Raw genomic sequence first — 24,098 nt, forward strand, 5'->3', positions numbered from 1 at the left:
ACCGCCCGGTGCGGCCGGGTCAGTAGACCAGCGCCTGCGCGCCCTCGGCCATCGCCTCCTCGACGAAGACCGCCGCGCCGGCGATCCGGACGCCGGGCAGCACGTCGTCCGGGCCGATGTCCCGGCGGGCGGCGCACTGCGTGCAGGCGGTGACCTGGCCGGTGGCGAGGATGACGTCCAGCAGGTCGGTCAGCGGCGCCGAGTGCGGCAGGGTGAACTGCCCGGCCCGACCGGGCACGGCGAACCAGGTGGACTCACCGGTCAGCCAGAGCGACACGGTCACCCCGGCGGCGGCGGCCGTGGCGGCGACCGTGAACGCCTGCGCGCACCGCTCCGGGGCGTCCGCTCCGGCGGTGGCCTTGACGACGAGAGTGCGGCCCATGGGGCCCAGCATAGGATGACCATGATGGTTACCGAGATCGGGTTCGTCAGCCTGCTGGTCGCCGGCCTGGGCGCGCTCGCCGGTGGCCTGGTCTACCTGGCCGTACGCCTGTCGAGAGGTAAGTGGTGAGCGCGAGGAGTGAGCCGGGTTTGCGAGCCCCGCAGTCGCGAACGAAGGAGATCCGGTGAGCGACGAGAACCCCCTTCAGCCGCCGTGGTTGAACGCGCCGCCGGTCGAGGAGTACCCGTACCAGGAGAGCCACGACCTGCGGGTCGGTCCGAAGCTGCATCCGGCGCTGGACGGGCTGCTGCCGTACGTCGGGGTGTGGCGGGGGCGGGGGCGGGGTGGTTTCCCCACCATCGAGGACTTCGACTACGCCCAGGAGATCCGGATCAGCCACGACGGCCGGCCGTTCCTGTTCTACGAGTCCCGGGCCTGGCTGCTCGACGAGGAGAGCCGTCCGGTCCGGCCGGCCGGGCGTGAGGTGGGCTGGTGGCGTCCGGTGCTGGACGGCGAGCGGGTCACCGACGAGCTGGAGGCGTTGATGACCTCGCCGACCGGGATCATGGAGTTGCACATCGGCCGGCGCACCGGTACGCAGATCGAGTTCGCCACCGACGCGGTGGTGCGTACGGCCACCGCCAAGGAGGTGACGGCGGGCGCCCGGCTCTTCGGCATCGTGGAGGGGGCGCTGCTCTACGCCCAGGAGATGGCGGGCATGGGCCACAGCCTCTCCCCGCACCTGTCCGCCCGGCTGATCCGGGTGGCCGGCTGACGTTGATCGACTCAGGTGAGCCGATGTTGCGGCGTCCGCGAGCGGAGATACCGCAACATCGGCCCCGTCGTGTCGATCACGCGAAGCCCAGCAGCCCCCGGAAGCGGGGGGTGTGCGGGGAGGCCGGGCGGGGCTCGCCGTCGAGGGTCCTGACCTCGACCAGGCCGCGTACCGACGAGGTCAGCCAGATTCCGGCGGCGGCGTGCAGCCCGGCCGGGGTGACCATCCGCTCGCCGGGCGTCAGGCCCAGCCCGGTCACGTGGTCGAGCAGCCAGCCGCAGGTGGTGCCGGGCAGGATGCCGGTGCGGTCGGCCGGGACCGTGCACAGGGTGTCGCCGTCCAGCCAGACGACGTTCGCGCCCGGGGCCTCCAGCACGTAGCCGTCGGTCGAGACCCAGAGCACGTCGTCCACGCCGGTCCGGGCGGCCCAGCGGCGCGCGGCGCTGTTGGTGGCGTACGAGATGGACTTGATGCCCGTCGGCAGCCAGGACAGTTCGGGGCGGCCCGTGGCCGGCACCCCGAGGGGCAGGGTGGCGACGGTGACCCCGGCGTGGCGCAGCCGCTTCGCGGCGGCCGGCACCTCGGCCAGGGTGGCGTAGACGGTGGGCAGCCCGCCACCCTCCGGCCCCCGGGTGCAGACCAGGCGCAACGCGCCCTCGATCCCGTCGGGCCAGCCGTCGACGAGGGTGTCCAGCAGCTCCACCAGTGCCGCGTCGGGCGGCAGCGGGAGTTCCAGGGCGGCGGCTCCGACGCGCAGCCGGGCCAGGTGGGCGGTCAGCAGCCAGGGGCGTCCGCCGCGCAGGTGCATGGTCTCGAACAGTCCGTCGCCGCGCAGCGCACCCAGGTCGTCCCCGCGCAGCACCGGCCTCGTCGCGGGGACGACGCCCCGGCCGAGTACGGCGATCCTCGATGCCACCACGACCGCCGAGCCTAGCGGCGGCACGACGTGGCCGGGCGCGGGCCGGCGGCCGAACTATGATCGGACGGTGTCCGAATCCTCGCTGGCGGAAATGCTCCGCTCCCGCGGGTTGCGGCTGACGGCGCAGCGGCAACTGGTCCTCCAAGCCGTGCTCGACCTGGGTCACGCCACACCGGAGCAGGTGCACACCGCGGTCCGTGAGGTGGCCGCCGGGGTCAACATCACCACCATCTACCGGACGCTGGAGCTGCTGGAACGGCTCGGCCTGGTGACCCACACCCACCTGTCGCACGGTTCGCCGACCTACCACGCGGCGGGTGAACACCAGCACATCCACCTGGTCTGCCGCGAGTGCGGCGCGGTCGACGAGATCGACCCGGAGCTGATGCGTCCGCTGGCCGACCAGCTCGCCACCGGGCGGGGCTTCCGGGTGGACATCGGGCACGTGGCGCTCTTCGGCGTCTGCCACAACTGCGAGGACGGGGAACCGACATGATCGACATCGGGGGAGCGGTCGCCGTCGAGGCGATCGACGAGGCCAGCCGGGACCAGCCGGACGCCGAGCACCGGGCGGCCGGGGTACGGGGTGTCGCCGCGCACTACGGCGACCCGCTGCGCGAGCAGCGCACCCTGGCCACCGGGGTCGGTCTGGTGGACCGCTCGCACCGGGGGGTCGTCGCCGTCTCCGGCCCGGAGCGGATCGGTTGGCTGCACACCCTGACCAGCCAGCACCTCGCCGCGCTCGGCCCCGGGCAGGGCACCGAACTGCTGGTGCTCAGCCCGCACGGGCACGTCGAGCAGCACGCCATGGTCACCGAGGACGGCACGACCACCTGGCTGGACACCGAACCGGGGATGACCGCCGGCCTGCTGACGTACCTGGAGAAGATGCGGTTCTTCAGCCAGGTCGAGCCGCGCGACGCCACCGCCGACCATGCGCTGTTGTCGCTGGTCGGGCCGCAGGCCACCGACGCCGTCGCCACGCTGGGCGTGACCGGGCTGGCCGCACCCGAGGTGCTCGCGGTGCCGGGCCCGAAGTTCCGCTCCGGCGAGCTGCCCCCCCGCCCCACCGTCCGCTACGACGTGCAGCCGCTGACCGGTGGCGGGTGGGCCCGACGGGTCCCGCTCGGGGTGGACCTGCTGGTGCCCCGGCCGGCCCTGGACGGGGTCGTCGCCGAACTGCGTGCCGCCGGGGTGCCGGCGGCCGGGCTGTGGGCGTACGAGGCGGTGCGGGTGGCCGCCCGACAGCCCCGGGTCGGGGTGGACACCGACCACCGGACCATCCCCGCCGAGGTGGGTCTGATCGCCCCGGCGGTGCACCTGGACAAGGGCTGCTACCGGGGCCAGGAGACGGTCGCCCGGGTGCACAACCTGGGCCGGCCGCCGCGTCGGCTCGTCCTGCTGCACCTGGACGGGGTGACCACCGACCAGCTTCCGGCGGCGGGCACCCCGGTCACCCTGGACGGCCGGACGGTCGGCTTCGTCGGCACCGCCGTGCACCACTTCGAGCTGGGTCAGGTCGCGCTGGCCGTGGTCAAGCGCAACCTCGCCGACGACGCCCGGCTGTCGGTGGGCGACACCGCCGCCGCCGTCGACCCGGAGTAGCCGACCCGACGACAAGGATGCCCATCTGCTGCCGCAGGGGCGGGAATTTCTTCGCGTAGTTCCCTGCGATGGTGCGGTTCTTCCTGTCCCGGCCCGGCTGTGGCATCGACCTCGGGCGGCCTGGGCGGTTACCATCGCCGGCATGACGACAGGGACGTTGATCACGGTTGCCCCGACCGGCGCGGAGTCGGCCAAGGCGGAGGTGCCGGCGCTGCCGGTGACCCTCGACGAGTTGCTGCTCACCGCCAAGGAGTGCGAGGCGCTCGGCGCTTCCGTGATCCACGTCCACATCCGGGACGACGAGGCCCGTCCCACCCTCGACCAGGGGCGGCTGCGGGAGACGGTGGCGGCGCTGCGCGAGGGCACCGACCTGATCGTGCAGCTCTCCTCCGGCGGCGCGGTGACCGACCCGGAGGCCGACCGGCTGGCCGTGCTGGACGCCGCCCCGGACATGGCCTCCTGCACCATGGGCACTGTCAACTTCGGCGACGACGTCTTCCTCAACCGGTGGGAGTTCATCGTCGACCTGCACACCCGGATGCAGGAACGCGGCATCCTCCCCGAGTACGAGATCTTCGACCTCGGTCACCTCGCCGCCCTGTCCCGCCTGCTCGACCGGTACGGCCTGCCGCACGGCGGGCACGTGCACGTCGACTTCGTGATGGGGGTGCCGGGCGGGATGCCGGGCACCACGGCCACCCTGATCGCCGCCCAGCAGATGCTGCGTGACCTGCCGGCGGGCACCACCTTCTCGGCCACCGGCATCGGCCGCAGCACCATCCCGGTGATGCTGGCCTCGCTGTCCACCGGCGGTCACCTCCGGGTCGGCATGGAGGACACCGTGACGTACGCCAAGGGCCGCCCGGTGGAGTCCAACATGCAGCTCGTCGCCCGCGCGGTCGGCTTCGCGCAGCTCGCCCAGCGCCCGCCGCTGACCACCACCGAGGCCCGTCGGCTGCTGGGCCGGTAGCCCGCCGGCCCGCGCGTCGGCCCGCCCTGGGGCGGTCCGGCGTCGGTAAGCCACGCCCGGCCCGGCGCTCCGTACCCTCGTGGCTGGCGTCGCAGGTCACCCGGGTGCCGGGCGTGTCGGCCCGCGTCGGTACCTTCCCAGGGTGACCAAGACGTACGAGGGTGGCGGGCCGCTCGCCGAGGTGGTCCGGTCGGGGTTCGTGGAGGGCGTGCACCGGGGCTCGGTGGTGGTGCTCGACGCCGCCGGCGCACCGGTTGCCGGTGCCGGGGACGGCACCTCGCCGATCTTCCCCCGGTCGGCCAGCAAGCCGTTGCAGACGCTCGGCATGCTCCGGGCCGGGCTGGCGGCGACCGACCCGGCCGACGTCGCGCTCGTCTCGGCGAGCCACGCCGGTGAGGAGTTCCACCTGGCCCGGGTGGCGGCGCTGCTGCGCTCCGCCGGCCTCGACCCGGACGCCCTGCACTGCCCGCCCGACCTGCCGTTCGGCGAGGCCGCCCGGGAGGCCGTGCTCCGGGAGGGAGGTGGCCCGAGCCGGCTGGCGATGAACTGCTCCGGCAAGCACGCCGGGATGCTGCTGACCTGCCTGGCCGCCGACTGGCCGCTGGACGGGTACTGGCGGCCGGAGCACCCGTTGCAGCGGCGGCTGACCGCCACCATCGAGGAGTTCACCGGGGAGCGGGCGGCGGCGGTCGGGGTGGACGGCTGCGGTGCGCCGGTGCTGGCGGTCTCGCTGACCGGGCTGGCGCGGGCGTTCCTGCGGTTGGTGACCGCCGAGCCGGGCTCCCCGGAGCGTACCGTCGCGGACGCGATGCGGACGCATCCGGAACTGGTCGGCGGCACCGGGGCGGACGACACCCGGCTGATGCGGGGCGTGCCGGGGATGCTGGCGAAGATCGGCGCGGAGGGCGTGCTCGCCGCCGCGCTTCCCGGCGTCGGCGCGGTTGCCCTCAAGATCGACGACGGGGCCACCCGGGCCCGGATGCCGGTGCTGGTCTCCGGGCTGCGCCGGCTCGGCGTGCAGGCCCCCGTCCTGACTGAGTACGCCGAACTGCCCCTGCTGGGTGGTGGTCTCCCCGTCGGCGCGGTCCGTCCCGTCTGGTGACCCGCTCCCACATCCTCACTGTCAGGGGAGGAAGGCGCGCAGGGCGTCGGCCACCGGGGTCGGGCGTTCCAGCGGGACCAGGTGGGCGGCGTCGGGGACGTCGGGGAGGCGGCGGGCGTCCGGGGCCTCGGCGGCGATCCGGTCGGCCAGCCGGATAATGTCCGGAATGTCGACGGCACCGGCGGTGACCAGCACCGGCATGCTCAGCTCGCCGAGCCGGTCGATGGCGGGCGGGTCGAGTTCGACGACGTCCACCGCGCTCAGCGCCTGCTCGGCGGCGAGGGCCCGCCGGTCGGACTCCTCGGCGAAGGCGACGAGCGCCGGGTCCAGATCCTCGGGCCGCCGGTACGGCCCGACCACCCAGAACCGCACCTCACCGGCCGCGCTCGCCGCGAGATCCTCCTCGTCGACCTCACCGACGAGGGTGTTCCACAACTCCTCGGTCTGCTCCGACCACTCGTGCCCGGAGACGGCGGTGCCGAACAGTGCCAGCGCCGACACCCGCTGCGGGTACGCCAGCGCGGTGTCGATCGCCACCGCCCCGCCGAACGAGCAGCCGACCAGGGCGGCCTGCGCGATGCCGAGCGCGTCCAGCGCAGCCCGGACGTCGTCGTGGTGGGCGAAGGACTCCGGCGGCAGCGCCGACTCCCCGTAGCCGCGCAGGTCCAGGCAGATCACCCGGTGCCGGTCGGCGAGGGCGTCCCGGACGCCGTGCCACATCCGCCGGTCGGCGATCCCCGCGTGCAGCAGGAGCACCGGGCTGCCGCTGCCCGTCTCGTCGTACCCCAGGGTGGTGCCGTTGACGGCGATATTCGTGGTCACGCCGTGCAAGGTACGGACCGGGCATCAGGCGTCGCAACGCGGTTTTGTTACCTCGCTAACTCTGGCAAGCGTTTTGCTTGCTGGAGCTAGCAGCGCGGACTACGGTTGGGGCATGGCCGCACCCAAGGATCTACCCGACGTCGGCGGATTCATCCGTGACCTGCGGCGGAACGCCAAGATCTCACTCCGCCAACTCGCCGAGCAGGCGGGGGTGAGCAACCCCTACCTCAGCCAGATCGAGCGGGGCCTGCGCCGGCCCAGCGCCGAGGTGCTCCAGCAGCTCGCCAGCGCGCTGCGGGTCTCCACCCCGGCGATGTACCTGCGGGCCGGGCTGCTCGACGACAAGGAGGGTCAGGGGGTGCTCGCCGCCATCGCGGTCGACCCCGACCTCACGATGGCCCAGAAGCAGTCCCTCAGCCAGATCTACGAGACCTTCCGCCGGGAGAACACCCGCCTGGCCGAGGCCGAAGCCGCCGCCAACCCGTCCGCCGAGGACGAGCCGGTGGCCCCGGCCGGGCCCACCGGCGCACCCGCCGGACCGGCCACCGCCACCGCACCGGACCCGTCCGCTGCGGGCCGGACCGAGACCGCCGTCACCGATCGGACCGCCGTCACCGACGGGACCGCCGCGGCGGCCGTCACCGACGAGACCGCCGTCACGGATCAGCAGCTCGTCACCGACGGGGCGACCGTCACGGATCAGCCGGTCGTCACCGACCGGACCGCCGCCGCGGCGGACCGGCCGGAGACGCCGGCCCCGACGGGCGGCCCGTCCGCGCCGGCCGTGCCGACCGGTGCGGCAGCCGGGATCACCCCGGCGGCCACCGGCCCGGTCACCCCGGAGGGCACCCCGACCGAGGCCGTCCTGGAATCGGTCGCCCGCACCGAGGCGGGCACCGCCCCCGCCCCGACCGGAGCGGGCAGCGCCGGGACGGCACCGCACTCCCCGGACACCGCGCCCACCACCGGCACCCGCGCCGACCGGGCGGATGCCGCATCCACGACCAGCACCAGCAGGGCCGCCGGAGCGGCCGAGGAGGAGTTGTCATGACCCAGCCGAAGACCAACCGCATCCCTGCCCCGCTCTACGCCGCCGCCGGCGCCGGAGAGCTGGCCTACCAGCAGCTACGCAAGCTGCCCACCGTGGCGACCGAGCTGGGCAACCGGGTCGTCGCCGACGGCACCAAGGTCGTCGCCGAGCTGGGCGGCCGGGCCGTCGTCACCGGGGTCGAGCTGCGGCAGAAGGCCACCGAGACCTTCCGTACCGCCAACCTGACCGCCACCGGCCTGCGTGAGCGGGTCGCCCCGACCGAACTGAACCTGGACAAGCTCCGCGCCGAGCTGGACCTGGACAAGCTGCGGGCCGAGCTGGACCTGGACCGGCTGCGCGGTGCCGCCACCCGCAACGCGGCCGTCGTGGTCGCCGGGGCGCAGGCCGCCCAGGAGCGTGCGCTGGCCGCGTACGGTGCGTTGATCGCCCGGGGTGAGCGGGTGGTCGGTGCCGGGGTGCTGGAGGCCGCCGACACCGTCAACGCCGACATCGAGGCGACCGACGCCACCGTGCGCACCGGGACCACGGCGGACACCACGACCGGCCCGGCGGACACCGTGACCACCAGCCCTTCGGACACCGTGACCACCAGCCCTGCGGGCGGGGCCGCCGCCGACCACACGCCGACCCCGGCGGACGTGGCCGAGGTCGTCGAGGCGAAGCCGGCCGCCGCCAAGGCCACCCGGACCCGGGTCAGCAAGGCCGCCAAGGCCACCAAGCCGGCGGCGACCGGGTCGACCGCGACCGGTACGCCGGCGAAGCCGAAGACCACGAAGCGGACCCGCCCGACCGCCGAGTGACCGTTGCCGACACCGGCCCCGGGGGCGTCCTGACGGACGTTTCCGGGGCCGTCGGCATATGCTGGCCGACATGGCCATCGCCGCGCCGATCTTCGTGTTCCACCTCGTCTACGTGATCGACCTGGTCCTGCTCGTGTTCGCACTGGCGGTGCAGGGCATCTCGCTGGTGCACGCGTTCACCCAGCGTTCGGACGCCTTCCCGGCGATCGGGACCCTCCCCAAGGGCGGATGGATCGCCATCCTGGCCGTCTGCATGCTGCTCACCCTGCTCGGTTTCGGCGCGCTGAGCATCTTCGGGCTGATCGGCATCGCGGCCGGTCTGATCTACCTGCTCGACGTCCGGGTGGGGCTGCGTGACCTGCACGACGGCAAAGGGTTCTGGTGAGAGGTTTCCGCTGGCCGCCACCACCGGACGGCGGGCCCCGCACCTGGGGCCCGGGGCCCGGGGCGCCGCGTACCGGGCGACCCGCCCTGCCGGAGCCGGAGACCGAACTGGTCGCCACCCCGCACGACGTGCACCTGGAACGGCTGGTCACCGGCATCGGTGACCCGGTCACCGTGTTCGCGCACGGGTTCGGCAACGGCATCGCCACCACCCGACCGTTCGGCAGCGCGGTGGCCGGTCGCCGGGTCTTCTTCCAGTTCCGGGGGCACGGCCGCTCCGACGCGCCGCCCGGCCCGTGGAGCTACCTCGACCTGGCCCGCGACCTGCGGGCGGTGGCGGATCTCAGCGGCGCCACCCGGGCATTCGGGGCGAGCCTCGGCGCGGGTGCGCTGTGCCGGCTGCTCGCCGAGAGCCCGGACCGGTTCGAGAAGCTGGTCTTCCTGCTCCCCGCCGTCCTCGACCGGCCGCGTGGCCCGATCGCCCAGCAGCGGCTCGCCGACCTGCTGGCGGCGGTGTCCGGCGGCGACGCATCGGCCGTGGCGGACGCGGTCGCCCTGGAGTTGCCGCCGTCGGTCCGCAACACCCCGGCCGGTTGGGCCTACCTGCGCCAACGCCTCGACCAGTTGCTCCGCGACGGGCTCGCCGCCGGCCTGGCGGACCTGCCGGAGCAGTCCCCGCTGGCCGACCTCGCCGCCCTGGCCGGGGTGACCGCCCCGGCCCTGGTGATCGGCTGCGTCGGCGACGACCTGCACCCGACCCACATCGCCGCCGAGCTGGCCGAGGCGTTGCCGCAGGCGACCCTGCACGTCTACGACCGCCCCGGCTTCGCCTGGACCGACCGCGCCGACCTGCGGGACCGGATCTCCACCTTCCTCAACGACTAGCGTCCGCGCCCGCCGTCGGCAGGTGGGCGGCGCGGACGGCACGCAGCCAGCGTTCCACGGTGGCCTCGTCGGGCCGGTCGGGCAGCGGGGTGCGGAGCCGGTCGAAGTCCCGCTCCGCCTCGGCGACCAGGGCTTCCGCCTCGGTGAGCGCGCCGCCCGCGACCCGCTCACCGAACGCCCGGAACCACTGCGGGTCCGCCAGCCGGATCTCCAGCACGCCGGTGGCGTAGAGGGTGCGCCCCTGGTGCAGCAGCCGGGCCAGGTGCCGGGCGTGCTTGGCGCAGCGGCGTCGACCGCCCACCGTCGCGTCGCGGGTCGTCAGCTTGCGGAACTGCTGACTCGCGTACCCGAGGTAGGCGTCGCGGACGCGCGGCGCGCTGAGGAACGCCGACCGGATGGCGATCAGGCGGTCACCGAGTTCGGTGCGGGTCTCGTAGCAGTCGTCGGGGAGCCAGATCAGCTCGGTGGCCGTCGGGTTGCCGCTCAACGCCAGCCGGGCGTACTTGCCGGCCTCGTGCAGGGTGACGTCCGGGTCGGTGGTGACCACCGACTCCCGGGGCGGCCGCAGGCCGTGGAAGGCGACCGTCGGGGCGGCGAAGACGCCGATCCGGTCGACGTCCGAGCCGGGGCCGGCCAGCCCGTAGGCGACCGAGCCGACGATCCCGGAGAGCAGCAGGTGCATGCCGGGAGCATGCCGGATCGAACCGGCACGCGAAACCGGACTTCGGTTGTCAGGTATCACTGCCACCCTCGACGGTATGACGACGACACCGTTGGAGGGAAAGGTCGCGCTGGTGGCCGGCGCGACCCGGGGCGCGGGCCGGCAGATCGCGGTCCAGCTCGGCGCGGCCGGAGCGACGGTCTACGCCACCGGCCGCACCAGCCGGGCCGGCCGCTCCGAGCTGGACCGTCCCGAGACCATCGAAGAGACCGCCGAGCTGGTCACCGCCGCCGGGGGCACCGGCATCGCGGTCCGGGTCGACCACCTGGTGCCCGAGCAGGTACGCGACCTGGTGGCCCGGATCGACGCCGAACAGGGCCGGCTCGACGTGCTGGTCAACGACGTGTGGGGGGCCGATCCCCTGATCACCTGGGAGAAGCCGGTCTGGGAGCAGCCGCTGGACGCCGGGTTCCGCACCCTGCGGCTGGCCGTGGACACCCACATCGTCACCAGCCACTTCGCGCTGCCGCTGCTGATTCGCCGCCCCGGCGGGCTGGTCGTCGAGATCGGCGACGGCACCCGGGCGTACAACGACACGCACTACCGGCTGTCGGTCTTTTACGACCTGGCGAAGGTGTCGGTGACCCGGCTCGCGTACAGCTGGGGGCACGAGCTGTCGCCGCACGGGTGCACCGCCGTGGCGCTCACCCCCGGCTGGATCCGGTCCGAGGCGATGCTGGAGCACTTCGGGGTGACCGAGGAGACCTGGCGCGACGGCGCGGCGAAGGACCCGCACTTCGTGATCTCGGAGACGCCGGCGTTCGTCGGGCGAGCGGTCGTCGCCCTGGCCGCCGACGCCGAGCGGGCCCGCTGGAACCAGGCGTCCGTCTCGGCCGGCGAACTGGCCCGGGTGTACGGCTTCACCGACCTCGACGGCAGCCGACCGGACGCCTTCCGCTACCTCAGCGAGGTGGTCGAGGCGGACCGGCCCGCCGACCCCACCGGCTACCGCTGATCCGGGGGTACGGGGGCGACGCCGTAGAGGGCGGCTGAGCGGGCCGCCGCGTCGACCAGGCGGGCCCGCAGCTCCGGTGGGTCGAGCACCTCCGCCTCCGGGCCGAAGGCGAGCAACTGGGCGTACGCCACCTCGACGGACTCGACGGGCAGCCGGGTCACCACCCACCCCTGCCCGTCGGGTGCCCCGGCGGCGGCCAGCGCCTCCTCGTACGCGAAGGGGGTGTCGGCGAGGAAACGCAGCAGGCGCAGGCCGACGGGGCTGACCCGCACGGTGACCCGCTCGGCGAGCATGCCCCGCAGGAACGACTCGGCCTGCTCCCGCCAGTAGCCGCCCAGGTCGAAGCCGTCGTCGCGGACGAACGTCGCCGGGTCGGGCACGACGTCGACCACCCGGTCCACCCGGTAGGTACGCATCGCGTCACCGACCCGGCCGACGAGATACCAGGTGCCGCTCTTGAGCACCAGCCCGTACGGCTCGACCCGGCGGGTCACCTCCCGTTCGCCGCGCCGGTACCGCAGCACCACCACCCCGTCCCGCCACACCGCGCGGGCCAGCTCGGTCAGCCAGCGGGGCGGGGTGGACTCCCGGAACCAGCCGGGCACGTCCAGGTGGAACCGTTGCCCGGTACGGGCCGGGGCGTCGCGCAGGCTCGGCGGCAACGCGGCGAGCACCTTCAGCTCGGCGGACGCCACCGCGTCGGCCAACCCCAGGTCACCGGCGGGGCCGGGGAGCCCGGCGAGGAAGAGCGCCTCGGCCTCGTCGCGGGTCAGCCCGGTCAGCCGGGTCCGGTAGCCGCCGAGCAGCCGGTACCCGCCGGCCCGTCCCCGGTCGGCGTAGACCGGCACCCCGGCGGCGGACAGCGCCAGCACGTCCCGGTAGACGGTCCGCTCGGACACCTCCAGCTCCCGGGAGAGTTCGGCGGCGGTCATCGTCTCCCGGGCCTGCAACAGCAACACCAGGGAGATCAACCGGGACGCCCGCACCCCTGCATCCTGCCGGCCCGGCCCGGCGCGCGACGCCACCGGGTGTCCGGTGGCGATGGTGTGCGGCCGATAGGCTCTGCGGTCGTGAACGGACCCCGTACGATCGCCGCGCCGGTGACCGGCGCCACCCGTCGTTTCTTCGGCGGCGTGGGCCTGCTCCTGCGCGGCCTCGGCCTGTACGTCCGCAGCCCAGGGCTGATGCTGCTGGGCGTGGTGCCGGCGCTGCTGTCCGCCGCGCTCTTCGTCGCCGCGTTCGCCACCCTGATCTACTTCGTGGACGAGCTGGCGGCGTGGGTGACCCCGTTCGCCGACGACTGGTCGGACACCCCGCGCAGCCTGGTCCGGGTGATCGCCGGGTTGGCTTTCCTCGGGCTCGGCGGGCTGCTCACCGTGGTCGGGTTCACCGCGGTCACCCTGGTCATCGGCGACCCGTTCTACGAGAAGATCTCCGAGCGGGTGGAGGACCGGCTCGGCGGCACCCCCGGCGCGGTGGAGGTGCCGTTCGGGGCGTCGTTGCGGCGCAGCATCGTCGACTCGCTCCGGCTGATCGGGCTCTCGGTGCTGTTCGGCATCCCGCTGTTCCTGGCCGGGTTCATCCCGGTGGTCGGGCAGACCGTGGTGCCGGTGGTCGGTGCGGCGGTGGGCGGCTGGCTGCTCGCCGTGGAGCTGGTCGGTGCGCCGTTCTCCCGGCGCGGGCTGCGGCTGCCGGACCGCCGGGCCCGGCTGAAGGCGGACCGGGCCACCTCGCTCGGCTTCGGGGTGGCGGTCTTCCTGTGCTTCCTGATCCCGCTCGGTGCGGTGCTGGTGATGCCGGCTGCCGTCGCCGGGGCGGCGCTGCTCGCCCGCCGCTCGCTGGGCCAGCACATCGAGGAGAGCTGACGTGGAGGTGACCCTGGTCGAGGGGGACATCACCGCGCAGCGGGTCGACGTGATCGTCAACGCGGCCAACTCGTCGTTGCTCGGCGGGGGAGGGGTCGACGGGGCCATCCATCGCCGGGGCGGGCCGGCGATCCTGGCGGAGTGCCGGGCGCTGCGCGCCTCCCGGTACGGCCGGGGTCTGCCCACCGGGCAGGCGGTCGCCACCACCGCGGGGGACCTGCCGGCCCGTTGGGTGGTGCACACCGTCGGCCCGGTCCACTCCACCACCGAGGACCGATCTGCCCTGCTGCGGGACTGCTACGCCAACAGTCTCGCCGTCGCCGACGGGTTGGGTGCGACCACCGTCGCGTTCCCGCTGATCTCCGCCGGCGTCTACGGCTGGCCGATCGACGACGCGGTACGCCAGGCGCTGACCGTGCTGCGCCCTGCGACGCCGGCCCAGGTCACCGAGGCCCGCCTGGTGCTCTTCGGCGTCGATACCCACGCGATCGCCACCCGCGTCCTCGCCGAGGGCTGACCGGCGGCCGGGCTTCCCCGTGGTGGGGTGATCCGGCCGGATGCGTCGTCAGGTGAGTTCGCGGAGGCAGGACCAACTGGATGCCGTCTGGCGGTAGCCGAGTCGGGTGTTGATCGCCAGCATCGGGGCGTTGGCCTCGTCGTTGGCGGTGTAGGCAGTCCGTACCCCATTGCCGGCGGCCCGGTGCAGCGCGGCCTGCTTGGTCAGTCGCGCCAGCCCTCGGCCCCGGTACTCCGGCCGGGTCGCGGTGTAGTCGGACCACATCCGGTCGCCGTCCCGCTTGACCAGACTGAGCGCGACCAGCGCACCGTCGACCTCGGCGACGGTGCTGGCGTCCCGGTCCAGCCCCGGGTTCTCCCAGCACTCCGACCGCCAGTAGGAGTAGCTGGTCGCGTCCACCGGCACGTCGCCCGGCTCGTCCGGAGCGGCGGCGTCGTCGAGGAGATAGACCTGGTACGGGTCGAGCCCGGTGAGCGGGAGCAGACGTACCCCGGCGGGCGGTTCGGGCATCGGTGGTGCCGGGCGGAGGTCGAGCGCCGAGTAGCGCAGTTCCCGGCTCGGGGTGAACCCGTGCCGGCGGGCGTACGGCAGGGAGTCGGTCAGCGCCCAGGTCCGCACCCGGCGGACCCGGAGCGACCTCAGGTGCGCCAGAGCGGCGGTGAGCAGCGCCGTTCCGGCCCCCCGGCCCCGATGCCCCGGATGCACGTGCAGGGTGGAGATGTCCCCGAAGTCCGGCTCGGAGGTCTGAGCGTTCCGGAACGCCGAAACCCAGCCGGTGATCTGCCCGTCCGTCTCGGCGACCCAGGCCGCCCAGTTCTCCTCGGGTGGTGGTTGGGCGATCATCTGCCGGGTCGACGCGATCCCCCGCACCAAATACGGATGGACGAGCGACCGCAGCGCCACCACCCTCGGCGCGTCGTCTGGTCGGGCGGTACGGATCAGCACCCGTGCCACCCCGCCCCCGGCCGGACTGCGGAGCGCTTTTCCTCGTCGCCGGGAGGCACGGGCGAGGGACGACGCGATACAGCGGTGGCAGGCATGCCCGCGAGCGTAGGCATCCGTCGCAGCCGACTGCTACGGCTTTACGTCGTCCCCTACCGTCGTCGCTCTGGGTAGCGGTTGAGAGGGAATGCGACCGTGGCTACTCCAGGTAATCGCCCGCCCACCCCCATCACCTCTCACTTCCTTCCTTTGCTCTGCTGCCCTCTGCGCAACAGGCGTCTGACCTGGCGCAGGGTGGGCGGACGCCCGGCTGACGCTTATCGCGGACGACTACTCACGGTGCCTGTCGCTTGGATGGCAGCAGAGCAAAGCGTCGAGGTGGGATGTGGGCGGGCTGCGGCTATGTCGCTCAAAGTGATTATGCCGGGCGATGCTCAAATATGCCGGGTGGCCGGGCGGCGGGAAGTGCGGGGAGCAGGGGGCGGGGAAGGGAGCGTCGGGCCGGGAGCGGGGCGGGGGGAGGGAACGGGCGGAGGGAACGGGCGGAGGGGTCAGGCGGACTGCCGGATCACCAGCTCGGTCGGCAGCACCACCGCCCGCTCCACCTCCGCACCATCGGCCAGGGCCAGCAGCAGCCGGGTCATCTTCCGGCCCAGCTCGACGATCGGCTGTCGCACGGTGGTCAGCGGCGGCTCGGTGTAGGCGGCCGTCTCGATGTCGTCGAAGCCGATCACCGCGACGTCGTCCGGCACCCGCCGGCCCGCCTCGTGCAGCGCCCGCAGGGCGGCGTGCGCCATCAGGTCGGAGGCGGCGAAGACCGCGTCCAGATCGGGGTACGCGGCGAGCAGCCGACGCATCGCGATGGTCCCCGACTCGCGGGTGAAGTCGCCGTACTCGATCATCTGCGGCAGGCCGGCGGCGACCACGGTGTCGCGGTAGCCGGCGAGCCGTTCGATGCCGGCGACCATGTCCTGCGGGCCGGCGATGGTGGCGATCCGGCGACGACCGTTGTCGATCAGGTAGCGGGTCGCCCTGGCGACCCCCCCGATGTGGTCCACGTCGATGTAGGGCACGTCGGCGGCGTCCAGCGGCCGGCCGCTGCACACCACCGGGATGCCCAGCCGGGCGAGCCGGCCGGGCAGCGGGTCCTCCCCGTGCAACGAGGCGAAGAGCACCCCGTCGACGTGCCGGCCGGTGGTGTAGCGGGCGACCCGGTCGTGCCCGGCGGGCGAGCCGGCGAGCATCAGCACGAGCTGCTTGTCGGCGGCCTCCAGCTCCTGGGCCGCGCCCCGGATGAGCCCGGGGAAGACCTGGTCGTCGGAGAAGACCCGGGTGGCCGCCTCCGGCAGCACCAGGGCGACCGAGTCGGTCCGCTGGGTGACCAGGCTGCGGGCGGCCAGGTTCGGCACGTACCCCAGCTCGGCCACCGCCCGGCGGACGGCCTCCTGGATCGGCTCGGCGACCGTGGTGGAGCCGTTCACCACCCGGGAGACCGTCGCCCGGGACACGCCGGCCTGCCGGGCGACCTCCTCCAGGGTGGGTCGCTGTGCCGCCGTCATACCCGCCACCACCACCTCGTCACAGCCCGTTCCGGGAGATCACCTCCTGGTACCACCGGGCGCTCGACTTCGGGGTGCGCCGCTGGTTCAGATAGTCGACGTGGACGATCCCGAACCGCTTCCGATAGCCCTCGGCCCACTCGAAGTTGTCCAGCAACGACCATACGAGATAGCCGCGCAGGTCGACTCCGCGGGAGATGGCCTCGTGCGCGGCCCGCAGGTGCCCGTCCAGGTAGGCGATCCGGTCGGCGTCGTGGATCCGGCCCGCCGCGTCGGCCGCCGGGCTGCTGCCGTCGTCGGGGAACGCGCCACCGTTCTCGGTGATCATCAGCGGGAGCCCCGGGTAGTCGGTGGCGATCCGCACCAGCAGCCGGGTCAGCCCGGCTGGCTCGATCTGCCAGCCCATGTCGGACACCGGCCCGGTGGCGGGCAGGAACTCCACCGCCCCCTCGGTGCCCGGGTAGGCGCTGCTGCCCGCCCCGTCCGGGCGGCCCGCGACGTAGGTGGGCGAGTAGTAGTTGATGCCGAGCAGGTCCAGCGGCGCGGCGATGATCTTCTCGTCGCCGTCCCGGACGAACGTGGGCTCCACCATCCGGGCGACGTGTTCGAGCACGTCGGCCGGGTAGCCGGCGCCGGTCAGCGGGTCCAGGAAGATCCGGTTCTGGAGGCCGTCGACGAGACGTACCGCGGCGGCGTCGGCGGCGCTGTCCGGGTCGGCAGGCGCGACGTCCGCCGGGTTGAGGGTGATCCCGACCGTCCGCGCGCCGGCCGCCCGCAGCGCCCGTGCCGCCAGACCGTGCCCCAGCAGCAGATGGTGTACGGCCCGGAACGCCGCCCCCGCGTCCCGCTCACCGGGGGCGTGCACCCCGTTGCCGTACCCGAGGTACGCCGAGCACCACGGCTCGTTGAGCGTCGTCCAGGTGCGGATGCGGTCACCGAGCCGGGCGTGCACCGCCAGGGCGTAGTCGGCGAAGTGCTCGGCGGTCTCCCGGCTGGCCCAGCCGCCCCGGTCCTGCAACGTCTGCGGCAGGTCCCAGTGGTAGAGCGTGACGATCGGGTCGATGCCCCGGTCGAGCAGCGCGTCGGTCAACCGGTCGTAGAAGTCCAGGCCGCGCGGGTTGACCGGGCCGGTGCCGTCCGGCCTGATCCGGGGCCAGGCCACCGAGAACCGGTACGCGGCCAGCCCCAGCTCGGCCATCAGCGCCACGTCGTCGGCGTACCGGTGGTAGTGGTCGCAGGCGACGTCACCGGTGTGCCCCGCGAACACCTTGCCCGGCGTACGGCTGAAGGTGTCCCAGATGGACTCACCGCGACCGTCGTCGCGGGCCGCGCCCTCGATCTGGTACGCGGCGGTCGCCGCGCCCCACACGAAGCCCTCCGGAAATCGAACCTCATTCACGCTTTGACCGCACCTTCCATGATGCCGCCGATGATCTGGCGGCCGAACACGACGAACACCAGCAGCAGCGGCAGCGTCGCGATCGCCGTGCCGGTGAACACCTGCGACATGTCCTGGTAGTAACCATCGGAGAGGGCCCGCAACGACAGCTGCACGGTCGGGTTCTCCGGGTCGTTGAGCACAGCGTACGGCCAGAGGAAGTCGTTCCAGGTCGTCATGAACGTGAGCAGGCCGAGGACGGCGGCGGCCGGGCGCAGCGCGGGCAGTACCACGTTCCAGTAGATCCGCAGCGTGTGGCAGCCGTCGACCCGGGCGGCCTCGATCAGCTCGGTGCTGACCGCCTGGGCCGCGTACTGGCGCATCATGAACACGCCGAACCCGGTGACCAGGGCCGGGACGATCACCGCCGGCAGCCGGTCGTTCCAGTTCAGCTTGGTCATCAGCAGGTACAGCGGGATGACCCCGAGCTGGGTGGGCACCATCATGGTGGCAATGATGATCATGAGCAGCGCGTTGCGGCCCCGGAACCGCAGCTTGGCGAAGGCGAACCCGGCCAGCGTGGAGAAGAGCACCACCGAGAAGGTGACGCTCACCGCGACGATCGTGGAGTTGACCAGGCCGGTGAGGAAGTGCGCGTCGGGGTTGGCGAACAGCCGGGTGATGTTCGCGCCGAGGTTGCCACCGGGGGTGAGCGGTGGCGGAACCTGGCCCATCGCGTCGCTGCTGCGGCTGGCGACCACGAACATCCAGTAGATCGGGAAGATCGACAGCAGGGCGGTGAGCGTCAGCGCCGGGTAGGTGAGCCGGCCGGCCGACCAGATGCGGGTCATCGGTCCCCCTTGCGGGCGCCGCCGCCGAGCCGGCGCAGGATCAGTACGTTGATCGCCGCAACCACCGCGATCAGGGCGAAGAGCAGCCAGGCGACGGCCGAGCCGTAGCCGAAGTTGTAGTGCGGGGCGAAGGCGTTCTCGAACATGTACATGGTCATCGTCTGGGATTCGCGCAGCGGCCCGCCCCGGATCGCGTTGGTGCCGGAGTTGAACAGCCGGGGCTCGGTGAACAGTTGCAGTCCGCCGATCGTGGAGATGATCACCGCGAAGATGATCGTGGGTTTGAGCAGCGGCACGGTGATCGACCAGAACTGCCGGGCCCGCCCGGCCCCGTCGATCGAGGCGGACTCGTACAGGTCGCGCGGGATGGCCTGCATCGCGGCCAGGAAGATCAGCGCGTTGTAGCCGGTCCACCGCCAGTCGACCATGGCGGAGATCGCCGTCCAGGCGGCGAACCGGTTCGCCTTCCAGTCGATCGCGTCGACGCCGACCAGGTCGAGCAGCCAGTTGATCATGCCGAACTCGCGGCCGAAGAGCACCGCGAAGACGATCGCCACCGCCGCCGTCGAGGTGACGTTGGGCACCAGCACCGCCATCCGCCAGGTGGTCCGTGCCCGTAGCCGGCGGTTGAGCAGGTTGGCCAGCCAGAGGGCGGCGAGCAGTTGCGGCACCGTGGAGAGGACGAAGATGCCGAGGGTGTTCACCACCGAGTTCCAGAAGTCGGCGTCGGCCATCAGTTGGGTGTAGTTCTGCGCGCCCACGAAGGCCGGGTCCACCCCCAACAGGTCCCAGTCGTGCAGCGACACCCAGAACGTGTACGCCAGCGGATAGAGCCCGAAGATCGCGAAGAGCAGGAAGAACGGCGTCACGTACAGGTAGGGCGAGTACCTGACGTCGAGCCGGGCCAGCCGGTGCTCCCGCTCCGGCCGTCTGCTCCGGGTCCGTACCGCACCCGGCGGCGGACCGTCGACCTGAACAACCATCTCCCGTGCTCTTCCTCTCGTGGTCCCGGCCTGCACCTGCCCGCCCGGCCGGGGGCGGGGCCGCGGATCGGGCCCGCGGCCCCGCCCCCGCACGGGGTTACTTGGCGGCGGCCTTGCGGGCGTTGGTGGTGGCGTCGGTCCAGCCCTGGGCGGGGTTGCGCTGGCCCAGCTCGACGGTGCGCACGGCGTTCTCCACCTCGGTGCGGACGGCCTGGTTCTTGGGGCCCATGTAGACCGGCTTGAGGCTCTTGGCGCCGGCGGCGAAGATCTTGCCGACCGGGGCGTCGGAGAAGTACGCATTCGTCGAGTTGACGATCGCCGGGTCGTCCAGCGCCTGCGGGGACGACGGCAGCGGCCCCTTCTCCTGGAACGCGCCGATCTGGCCCTTGGCGCTGGTCAGGAACTTGGCCAGCTCGATCGCCTCGGCCTGGTGCCGGCTCTGCTTCGGCACCGCCAGGTAGGAGCCGCCCCAGTTGCCGCCGCTGCCGGGCACCTGGGCGATGTCCCACTTGCCCTTGGCGTCCGGGCCGGCGTTGCCCTCGATCACCCCGGTCATCCAGGCCGGGCAGGCGATGGTGGCGAACTTGGCCTGCTTGAAGGCCGACACCCACTCCTCCGACCAGGCCCCGTACCGGCCGGACAGGCCGGAGTCGATGATGTCGACGGTGGTGTCGTACGCCTGGCGTACCGCCGGGTTGCTGTCGACCACCAGCTTGTCGGCGGTGTCGTAGTAGCTGTAGCCGGTGGTGTTGCCGGCGGTCTGCAACAGGATGGTGTTGAAGGTGTTGGTGGCGGCGTCCAGGAAGGCCGCACCGGTGTTCCTGGCCTTGAACTGCTCGCCGACCCGCACGTAGTCCTGCCAGGTGGGCCAGAGCTTGGACACGGCCTCCCGGTCGGTGGGCAGGCCGGCGGCGGCGAAGAGGTCCTTGCGGTAGCAGATCGCCATCCCGCCGACGTCGGTGCCCAGCCCGATGAGCTGCTTGCCGTCGGCGGTCAGCCCGCCGTTCCACTTCCACTCCAGGAAGTTGCCCCTGAGGTCGGCGGCCCCGTGGTCGAGCAGGTTGACGAAGTTCTGCGGGTTGGCCTTGTACTCGACCAGCAGCCCCTCCTCGATGGCGACCACGTCCCCGGCGCCCTTGCCGGCGGCGAGCCACTGGGTGAGCTTGGGGGAGTACTCGTCGAGGTTGCCGCCGGTGCCCCGCTCCACGATCTTGATGCCGGGGTGGTCGGCCTCGTACTCCCGGTAGAGCTTCTCGTAGCCGAACTGGCCGAACACGTCGACGGTCAGCGTGACCGGCCCGCCGTCGGCGGCCTCGTCGTCGCCGCCGCAGGCGGTGGTGGAGAGCAGCGCGGTGGTGGCCACCAGGGCGATCGCCGCGAGGCGGCGGCGGGAAAAGACACCCATGGGTCGGGACCCCTCTCAGGTCGGTGGTGGGGTGGTGCGTGTATGCGCGGGCCACGTGAGGCGGCGGCCCGGACTCGATCGCGGTGAGAGAGCGCTCTCACGACAGGGTGGTGGGTCGGTCGACTCCTGTCAAGAGAGCGCTCTCTCGCGCCGTCGTCGAACCACACGGCCGACCGCCGGAGCTACGCCGGGAACGCCGTGAGCAGCCGGCCCGGAGCTAACACCGGGAACGCCGAGAGCGGCCGTCCCGGCAGGAACGGCCGCTCCCGGTACGCGGCGTGCGGTGGTACGCGGCGTGCGGTGGTACGCGGGCCGCGGTGGTGCGCGGACCTCAGCCCACGCGCAGGCCCTCCAGCAGGGAACGGTCCCCCGCCACCCCCAGGGTGTCGAAGCTGATCCGGCCCCAGAGGGCCAGCAGCAGGTCGCTGGCCGAGCCGGTGACCTGCACCCGGGCGTGGTGGTCGTCGTGCCCGAAGACCGTCGCGGTGTCCAGCAGGGCCACCCCCTCGCCGCGCATCCGCAGGTACCAGTCCTGGGCGGCGTCGGTCGCGGTCAGGTGCACCACCCCCTGCCACTGCCCCCGGTTGCGCCGACGACCGGACGGCAGCCAGGTGTCCAGCACCTCGCTCACCCCGTCGGCGGCGAGCTTCGCCTCGATCGGGTCACCGGCGGCGATGGCGAGCTGGGCGTCCCACCGGTGCACCGCCGTCTCGTGCGCCACCCGACGCGGCCAGAAGCCGGCCTTCTTGGGCTGCGGCATCGGGTTCCAGGCCGGGGCCTCCGGGTCGAGCGCGTCGAACAGGGTCATCAGTTGGTCGTACTGGTGCTGCCAGAGCTGGAGGGGGGACACCCCGGCGGGCAGCTCGGCGGTGTCGTCGGGGCGGGCCGGCTGGGCGGTGTCGCCGGCACCGGCGAAGGAGTGCACCCAGTGGTAGAGGCCGGCCAGGTGCAGGGTCAGGTCCGCCACCGTCCACCCCGGGCAGGACAGCACGGGTGTCTCCGGCGGGGCCTCGGCGACGGCCGCGGCGAACGCCGGGCCGTCGACCCGGAGCGCTCCCAACCAGAAGTCCTTCGTGGCGTGCAGTCTGCTCATCGCAATCCTCCCCGGGGTGACCCGGCGACCAGTGGGTGCCGCGGCTACCCCTCAGCCTAGGGTGAAAGGCGTGTCAGACGTCTACGCCAAACCGACAACGGACGCGCAACCCGCCGATCCGGCCGCCCTGGCGGAATACACCACCCTGCGCCTCGGTGGCCCCGCCGCCCGCTGCGTGGCCGCCACCAGCGCCGACGAGATCGTCCACCGGGTCCGCGAGGCGCACCGGCGCGACGAACCGGTGCTGGTCCTGGCCGGCGGCAGCAACGTGGTCGTCGGGGACGTCGGCTTCCCCGGCACCGTCGTGCTGATCCGGTCGCGGGGCTTCGCCGTGGTCGCCGAGGACCCCGACACCGTCACCGTACGCGTCGAAGCCGGCGAACCCTGGGACGACCTCGTCGCTGCCACCGTCGGCAACGGCTGGTCCGGCCTGGAGTGCCTCTCCGGCATCCCCGGTTCGGCCGGCGCCACCCCCATCCAGAACGTCGGCGCGTACGGCCAGGAGGTCGCCGAACGGATCACCGGCGTCCAGGTGTACGACCGCGTCGAGGACCGGCTGACCACCGTCGCCGCCCAGGACTGCGGCTTCGCGTACCGGGGGAGCATCTTCAAGTACAGCGACCGCTGGGTGGTGCTCTCGGTCGACTTCCGGCTGGACCGCTCGCCGGTGTCCGGGCCGGTCCGCTACGCCGAACTGGCCCGCTCGCTCGGTGTCGAGGTCGGTGACCGGGTGCCATTGGCCGCCGCCCGGGACACGGTGCTGACCCTGCGCGCCGGCAAGGGCATGGTGCTCGATCCCGCCGACCCGGACACCTGGTCGGCCGGCTCGTTCTTCACCAACCCGGTGCTCGACCGGGCGGCGTACGACCTGCTGCGCGAGCGCGCCGCCGACATCGGCGAACCCCCCTCCTGGCCCTGCCCCGGTGACCTGGTGAAGGTCAGCGCCGCCTGGCTGATCGACAAGGCGGGCTTCGCCAAGGGGCACCCCGGGCCGGGTGGCACCGCCATCTCCGGCAAGCACACCCTGGCCCTGACCAACCACAGCGGCACCGCCCGGACCGCCGACCTGATCGCCCTCGCCCGGGAGATCCGCGACGGCGTCCACGCCCGCTTCGCCGTCCCCCTCCACCCCGAACCCGTCCTCATCAACTGCACCCTCTAACCCCCACCCGCCCCCTCCCACCCCGCCGGCCCCGCCCGCCCCGCCCGTGTTGATCAAGAGGTTTGCGTCATCCTGGCCCCGGGCGGATTCTGACGCAAAGCTCTTGATCAACACGGGCGGGCGCGGGGCACGGGCGCGCAGGTGCGGGTGGGAGTGGGGGTGGGGGTGGGGCGGTCAGGCGGGGGCGATGGTGGGCCAGGGCAGGGTGAGTTCGCCATGACGCCAACGGTGGGGGCGGTCGAGGACGGGCCAGCCGGTGGACCGGAGGGTGCCGACGGCGGTCAGCCACCGTTGGCGGGGACCGAACGGGGCCAGCCCGGCGGCTGCCTGCCAGGCGTCGTCCAGGGCGCGGAGCAGAGCGTGGATACGTTCGCCCGGCACGTTGCGGTGGATCAGCGCCTTCGGCAGGCGCTCGGCCAACCGGGCCGGGCTCTCCAGCGTGGCCAGCCGGGCGGCCAGGGTCAGCGTCCGGGGGCCGGTGGAGTCGATCAGCAGCCAGCCGGCCAGCCGACCCAGCTCGTCGCAGGTGCCCTCGACCAGCACCCCGCCCGGGGCGAGCCGGTCGGTGACCGTCCGCCAGGCGTCGGCGACCTCGCTCTCGTCGTACTGGCGGAGCACGTTGAACGCCCGGACCACGGTGGGCCGCAACCCGGCCAGTTCGAAGCCGCCCCGGGCGAACGTCAACCCCGGTGGGTCGGCGGCCGGCGCGGCGGCGGCCACCCGTACCGGATCGATCTCCAGCCCGACCACCCGGACGTCGGCGCGGACCCGGGCGGCCAGCCGGTCGCGCAGCTCGACGGCGGTGACCGGGGTGGCACCGTAACCGAGGTCCACCACCAGCGGGCCGGCGGCGGCCCGTAGCCGGTCGCCGCAGGTCTCGATGATCCAGTTGTCGACCCGGCGGAGCCGGTTCGGGTTCGTCGTCCCCCGGGTCACCAACCCCACCGGCCGCTGCCGACCCCGGTCAGCCAT

At 73.2% G+C, this 24,098-nt stretch carries 26 protein-coding genes and 1 pseudogene; 14 read left to right on the forward strand and 13 right to left on the reverse strand.

Translation table 11 applies throughout. From position 1 onward, the window contains the following. Positions 1-19 precede the first annotated feature (19 nt). Complete coding sequence (locus JQX11_RS10115; RefSeq protein WP_145921867.1) at positions 20-394, reverse strand: DsrE family protein; 375 nt, start codon at positions 392-394, stop codon at positions 20-22. Between the two features lie 12 nt (positions 395-406). Between JQX11_RS10115 and mtfM the strand changes: the two genes are divergently transcribed. Continuing rightward, positions 407-511: a small membrane protein MtfM gene (gene mtfM / locus JQX11_RS33020; protein WP_067315095.1), complete on the forward strand. Its 105-nt coding sequence runs from the start codon at positions 407-409 to the stop codon at positions 509-511. A 55-nt stretch (positions 512-566) separates the two neighbouring features. Continuing rightward, positions 567-1,157 carry a heme-binding beta-barrel domain-containing protein gene (locus JQX11_RS10120; RefSeq protein WP_204924739.1) on the forward strand — a complete coding sequence of 197 codons (591 nt, stop codon included), beginning with the start codon at positions 567-569 and terminating at the stop codon, positions 1,155-1,157. Positions 1,158-1,233: 76 nt separating this feature from the next. Here JQX11_RS10120 and JQX11_RS10125 read toward each other — a convergent pair whose 3' ends face one another. Then, the gene (locus JQX11_RS10125; protein WP_204924740.1) at positions 1,234-2,076 is read right to left on the reverse strand and encodes an aminotransferase class IV; all 843 of its coding nucleotides are present in this window, start codon (positions 2,074-2,076) and stop codon (positions 1,234-1,236) included. 91 nt (positions 2,077-2,167) lie between these two features. Here JQX11_RS10125 and JQX11_RS10130 point away from each other — a divergent pair, with 91 nt between their 5' ends. The 4 genes from JQX11_RS10130 (at position 2,168) to JQX11_RS10145 (ending at position 5,753) form a co-directional block, all read left to right on the forward strand. Beyond that, positions 2,168-2,572, forward strand: coding sequence for a Fur family transcriptional regulator (locus JQX11_RS10130; RefSeq protein ID WP_204925011.1), 405 nt, complete (start codon positions 2,168-2,170; stop codon positions 2,570-2,572). Further along, entirely contained in the window at positions 2,569-3,681 is a 1,113-nt protein-coding gene (gene ygfZ, locus JQX11_RS10135; RefSeq protein ID WP_204924741.1) for a CAF17-like 4Fe-4S cluster assembly/insertion protein YgfZ, read from the forward strand. The genes JQX11_RS10130 and ygfZ overlap by 4 nt, the downstream gene beginning before the upstream one ends. A 142-nt stretch (positions 3,682-3,823) precedes the next feature. Continuing rightward, positions 3,824-4,651 (forward strand): beta-keto acid cleavage family enzyme, encoded by an 828-nt coding sequence (locus JQX11_RS10140; protein WP_204924742.1) that lies wholly within the window; start codon positions 3,824-3,826, stop codon positions 4,649-4,651. Positions 4,652-4,793: 142 nt separating this feature from the next. Beyond that, the gene (locus JQX11_RS10145; protein ID WP_204924743.1) at positions 4,794-5,753 is read left to right on the forward strand and encodes an asparaginase; all 960 of its coding nucleotides are present in this window, start codon (positions 4,794-4,796) and stop codon (positions 5,751-5,753) included. Between the two features lie 21 nt (positions 5,754-5,774). Here the strand turns inward: JQX11_RS10145 and JQX11_RS10150 are convergent, their stop codons facing one another. Further along, positions 5,775-6,575, reverse strand: coding sequence for an alpha/beta fold hydrolase (locus tag JQX11_RS10150; RefSeq protein ID WP_307826140.1), 801 nt, complete (start codon positions 6,573-6,575; stop codon positions 5,775-5,777). A 112-nt stretch (positions 6,576-6,687) separates the two neighbouring features. Here JQX11_RS10150 and JQX11_RS33685 point away from each other — a divergent pair. The 4 genes and pseudogenes from JQX11_RS33685 to JQX11_RS10170 all read left to right on the forward strand — a co-directional run. Continuing rightward, positions 6,688-7,057, forward strand: a pseudogene (locus JQX11_RS33685) (helix-turn-helix domain-containing protein); the annotation flags it as partial. A 565-nt stretch (positions 7,058-7,622) separates the two neighbouring features. Then, positions 7,623-8,426: a hypothetical protein gene (locus tag JQX11_RS10160; protein ID WP_204924745.1), complete on the forward strand. Its 804-nt coding sequence runs from the start codon at positions 7,623-7,625 to the stop codon at positions 8,424-8,426. Between the two features lie 70 nt (positions 8,427-8,496). Continuing rightward, the gene (locus JQX11_RS10165; protein WP_088643267.1) at positions 8,497-8,811 is read left to right on the forward strand and encodes a DUF2516 family protein; all 315 of its coding nucleotides are present in this window, start codon (positions 8,497-8,499) and stop codon (positions 8,809-8,811) included. Beyond that, positions 8,808-9,695, forward strand: coding sequence for an alpha/beta fold hydrolase (locus JQX11_RS10170; protein ID WP_204924746.1), 888 nt, complete (start codon positions 8,808-8,810; stop codon positions 9,693-9,695). The genes JQX11_RS10165 and JQX11_RS10170 overlap by 4 nt, the downstream gene beginning before the upstream one ends. Here the strand turns inward: JQX11_RS10170 and JQX11_RS10175 are convergent. After that, positions 9,685-10,377, reverse strand: coding sequence for a nucleotidyltransferase domain-containing protein (locus JQX11_RS10175; RefSeq protein WP_204924747.1), 693 nt, complete (start codon positions 10,375-10,377; stop codon positions 9,685-9,687). The two genes, JQX11_RS10170 and JQX11_RS10175, sit on opposite strands and share 11 nt — an antisense overlap. A 76-nt stretch (positions 10,378-10,453) precedes the next feature. Here JQX11_RS10175 and JQX11_RS10180 point away from each other — a divergent pair, with 76 nt between their 5' ends. Beyond that, entirely contained in the window at positions 10,454-11,371 is a 918-nt protein-coding gene (locus JQX11_RS10180; protein WP_204924748.1) for an SDR family oxidoreductase, read from the forward strand. On the opposite strand, the gene JQX11_RS10185 is transcribed toward JQX11_RS10180, so the two are convergent. Continuing rightward, entirely contained in the window at positions 11,362-12,357 is a 996-nt protein-coding gene (locus JQX11_RS10185) for a helix-turn-helix transcriptional regulator (RefSeq protein WP_204924749.1), read from the reverse strand. The genes JQX11_RS10180 and JQX11_RS10185 overlap by 10 nt on opposite strands. Positions 12,358-12,441: 84 nt before the next feature. Between JQX11_RS10185 and JQX11_RS10190 the strand changes: the two genes are divergently transcribed. Continuing rightward, a complete protein-coding gene (locus JQX11_RS10190) occupies positions 12,442-13,236 on the forward strand; it encodes an EI24 domain-containing protein (protein ID WP_204924750.1) in 795 nt (264 codons plus the stop codon). Position 13,237: 1 nt separating this feature from the next. Next, positions 13,238-13,753, forward strand: a complete 516-nt coding sequence (locus JQX11_RS10195; RefSeq protein ID WP_204924751.1) for an O-acetyl-ADP-ribose deacetylase — start codon at positions 13,238-13,240, stop codon at positions 13,751-13,753. 48 nt (positions 13,754-13,801) lie between these two features. Here the strand turns inward: JQX11_RS10195 and JQX11_RS10200 are convergent, their stop codons facing one another. The 7 genes from JQX11_RS10200 to JQX11_RS10230 form a co-directional block, all read right to left on the reverse strand. Beyond that, positions 13,802-14,698, reverse strand: a complete 897-nt coding sequence (locus JQX11_RS10200) for a GNAT family N-acetyltransferase (protein ID WP_204924752.1) — start codon at positions 14,696-14,698, stop codon at positions 13,802-13,804. Between the two features lie 548 nt (positions 14,699-15,246). Beyond that, positions 15,247-16,254, reverse strand: coding sequence for a LacI family DNA-binding transcriptional regulator (locus JQX11_RS10205; protein WP_088646085.1), 1,008 nt, complete (start codon positions 16,252-16,254; stop codon positions 15,247-15,249). Between the two features lie 19 nt (positions 16,255-16,273). Further along, positions 16,274-17,653 carry a GH1 family beta-glucosidase gene (locus JQX11_RS10210; protein WP_204924753.1) on the reverse strand — a complete coding sequence of 460 codons (1,380 nt, stop codon included), beginning with the start codon at positions 17,651-17,653 and terminating at the stop codon, positions 16,274-16,276. Next, entirely contained in the window at positions 17,650-18,483 is an 834-nt protein-coding gene (locus JQX11_RS10215) for a carbohydrate ABC transporter permease (RefSeq protein WP_204924754.1), read from the reverse strand. Before JQX11_RS10215 ends, JQX11_RS10210 begins: the two co-directional genes overlap by 4 nt. Next, entirely contained in the window at positions 18,480-19,466 is a 987-nt protein-coding gene (locus JQX11_RS10220) for a carbohydrate ABC transporter permease (RefSeq protein WP_088646088.1), read from the reverse strand. The genes JQX11_RS10215 and JQX11_RS10220 overlap by 4 nt, the downstream gene beginning before the upstream one ends. Before the next feature lie 97 nt (positions 19,467-19,563). Then, positions 19,564-20,871 carry an ABC transporter substrate-binding protein gene (locus JQX11_RS10225; RefSeq protein WP_204924755.1) on the reverse strand — a complete coding sequence of 436 codons (1,308 nt, stop codon included), beginning with the start codon at positions 20,869-20,871 and terminating at the stop codon, positions 19,564-19,566. A gap of 331 nt (positions 20,872-21,202) precedes the next feature. Further along, positions 21,203-21,964: a maleylpyruvate isomerase family mycothiol-dependent enzyme gene (locus tag JQX11_RS10230; RefSeq protein ID WP_204924756.1), complete on the reverse strand. Its 762-nt coding sequence runs from the start codon at positions 21,962-21,964 to the stop codon at positions 21,203-21,205. Positions 21,965-22,034: 70 nt separating this feature from the next. Here JQX11_RS10230 and JQX11_RS10235 point away from each other — a divergent pair, with 70 nt between their 5' ends. Further along, positions 22,035-23,126, forward strand: coding sequence for a UDP-N-acetylmuramate dehydrogenase (locus JQX11_RS10235; RefSeq protein ID WP_204924757.1), 1,092 nt, complete (start codon positions 22,035-22,037; stop codon positions 23,124-23,126). Positions 23,127-23,300: 174 nt separating this feature from the next. On the opposite strand, the gene JQX11_RS10240 is transcribed toward JQX11_RS10235, so the two are convergent. Continuing rightward, on the reverse strand, positions 23,301-24,098 hold the full coding sequence (locus tag JQX11_RS10240; RefSeq protein ID WP_204924758.1) for a class I SAM-dependent methyltransferase: 798 nt from the start codon (positions 24,096-24,098) through the stop codon (positions 23,301-23,303).

Source organism: Micromonospora humida (assembly GCF_016901255.1).
In the GTDB taxonomy this organism is placed as follows: Bacteria; Actinomycetota; Actinomycetes; order Mycobacteriales; family Micromonosporaceae; genus Micromonospora; species Micromonospora wenchangensis.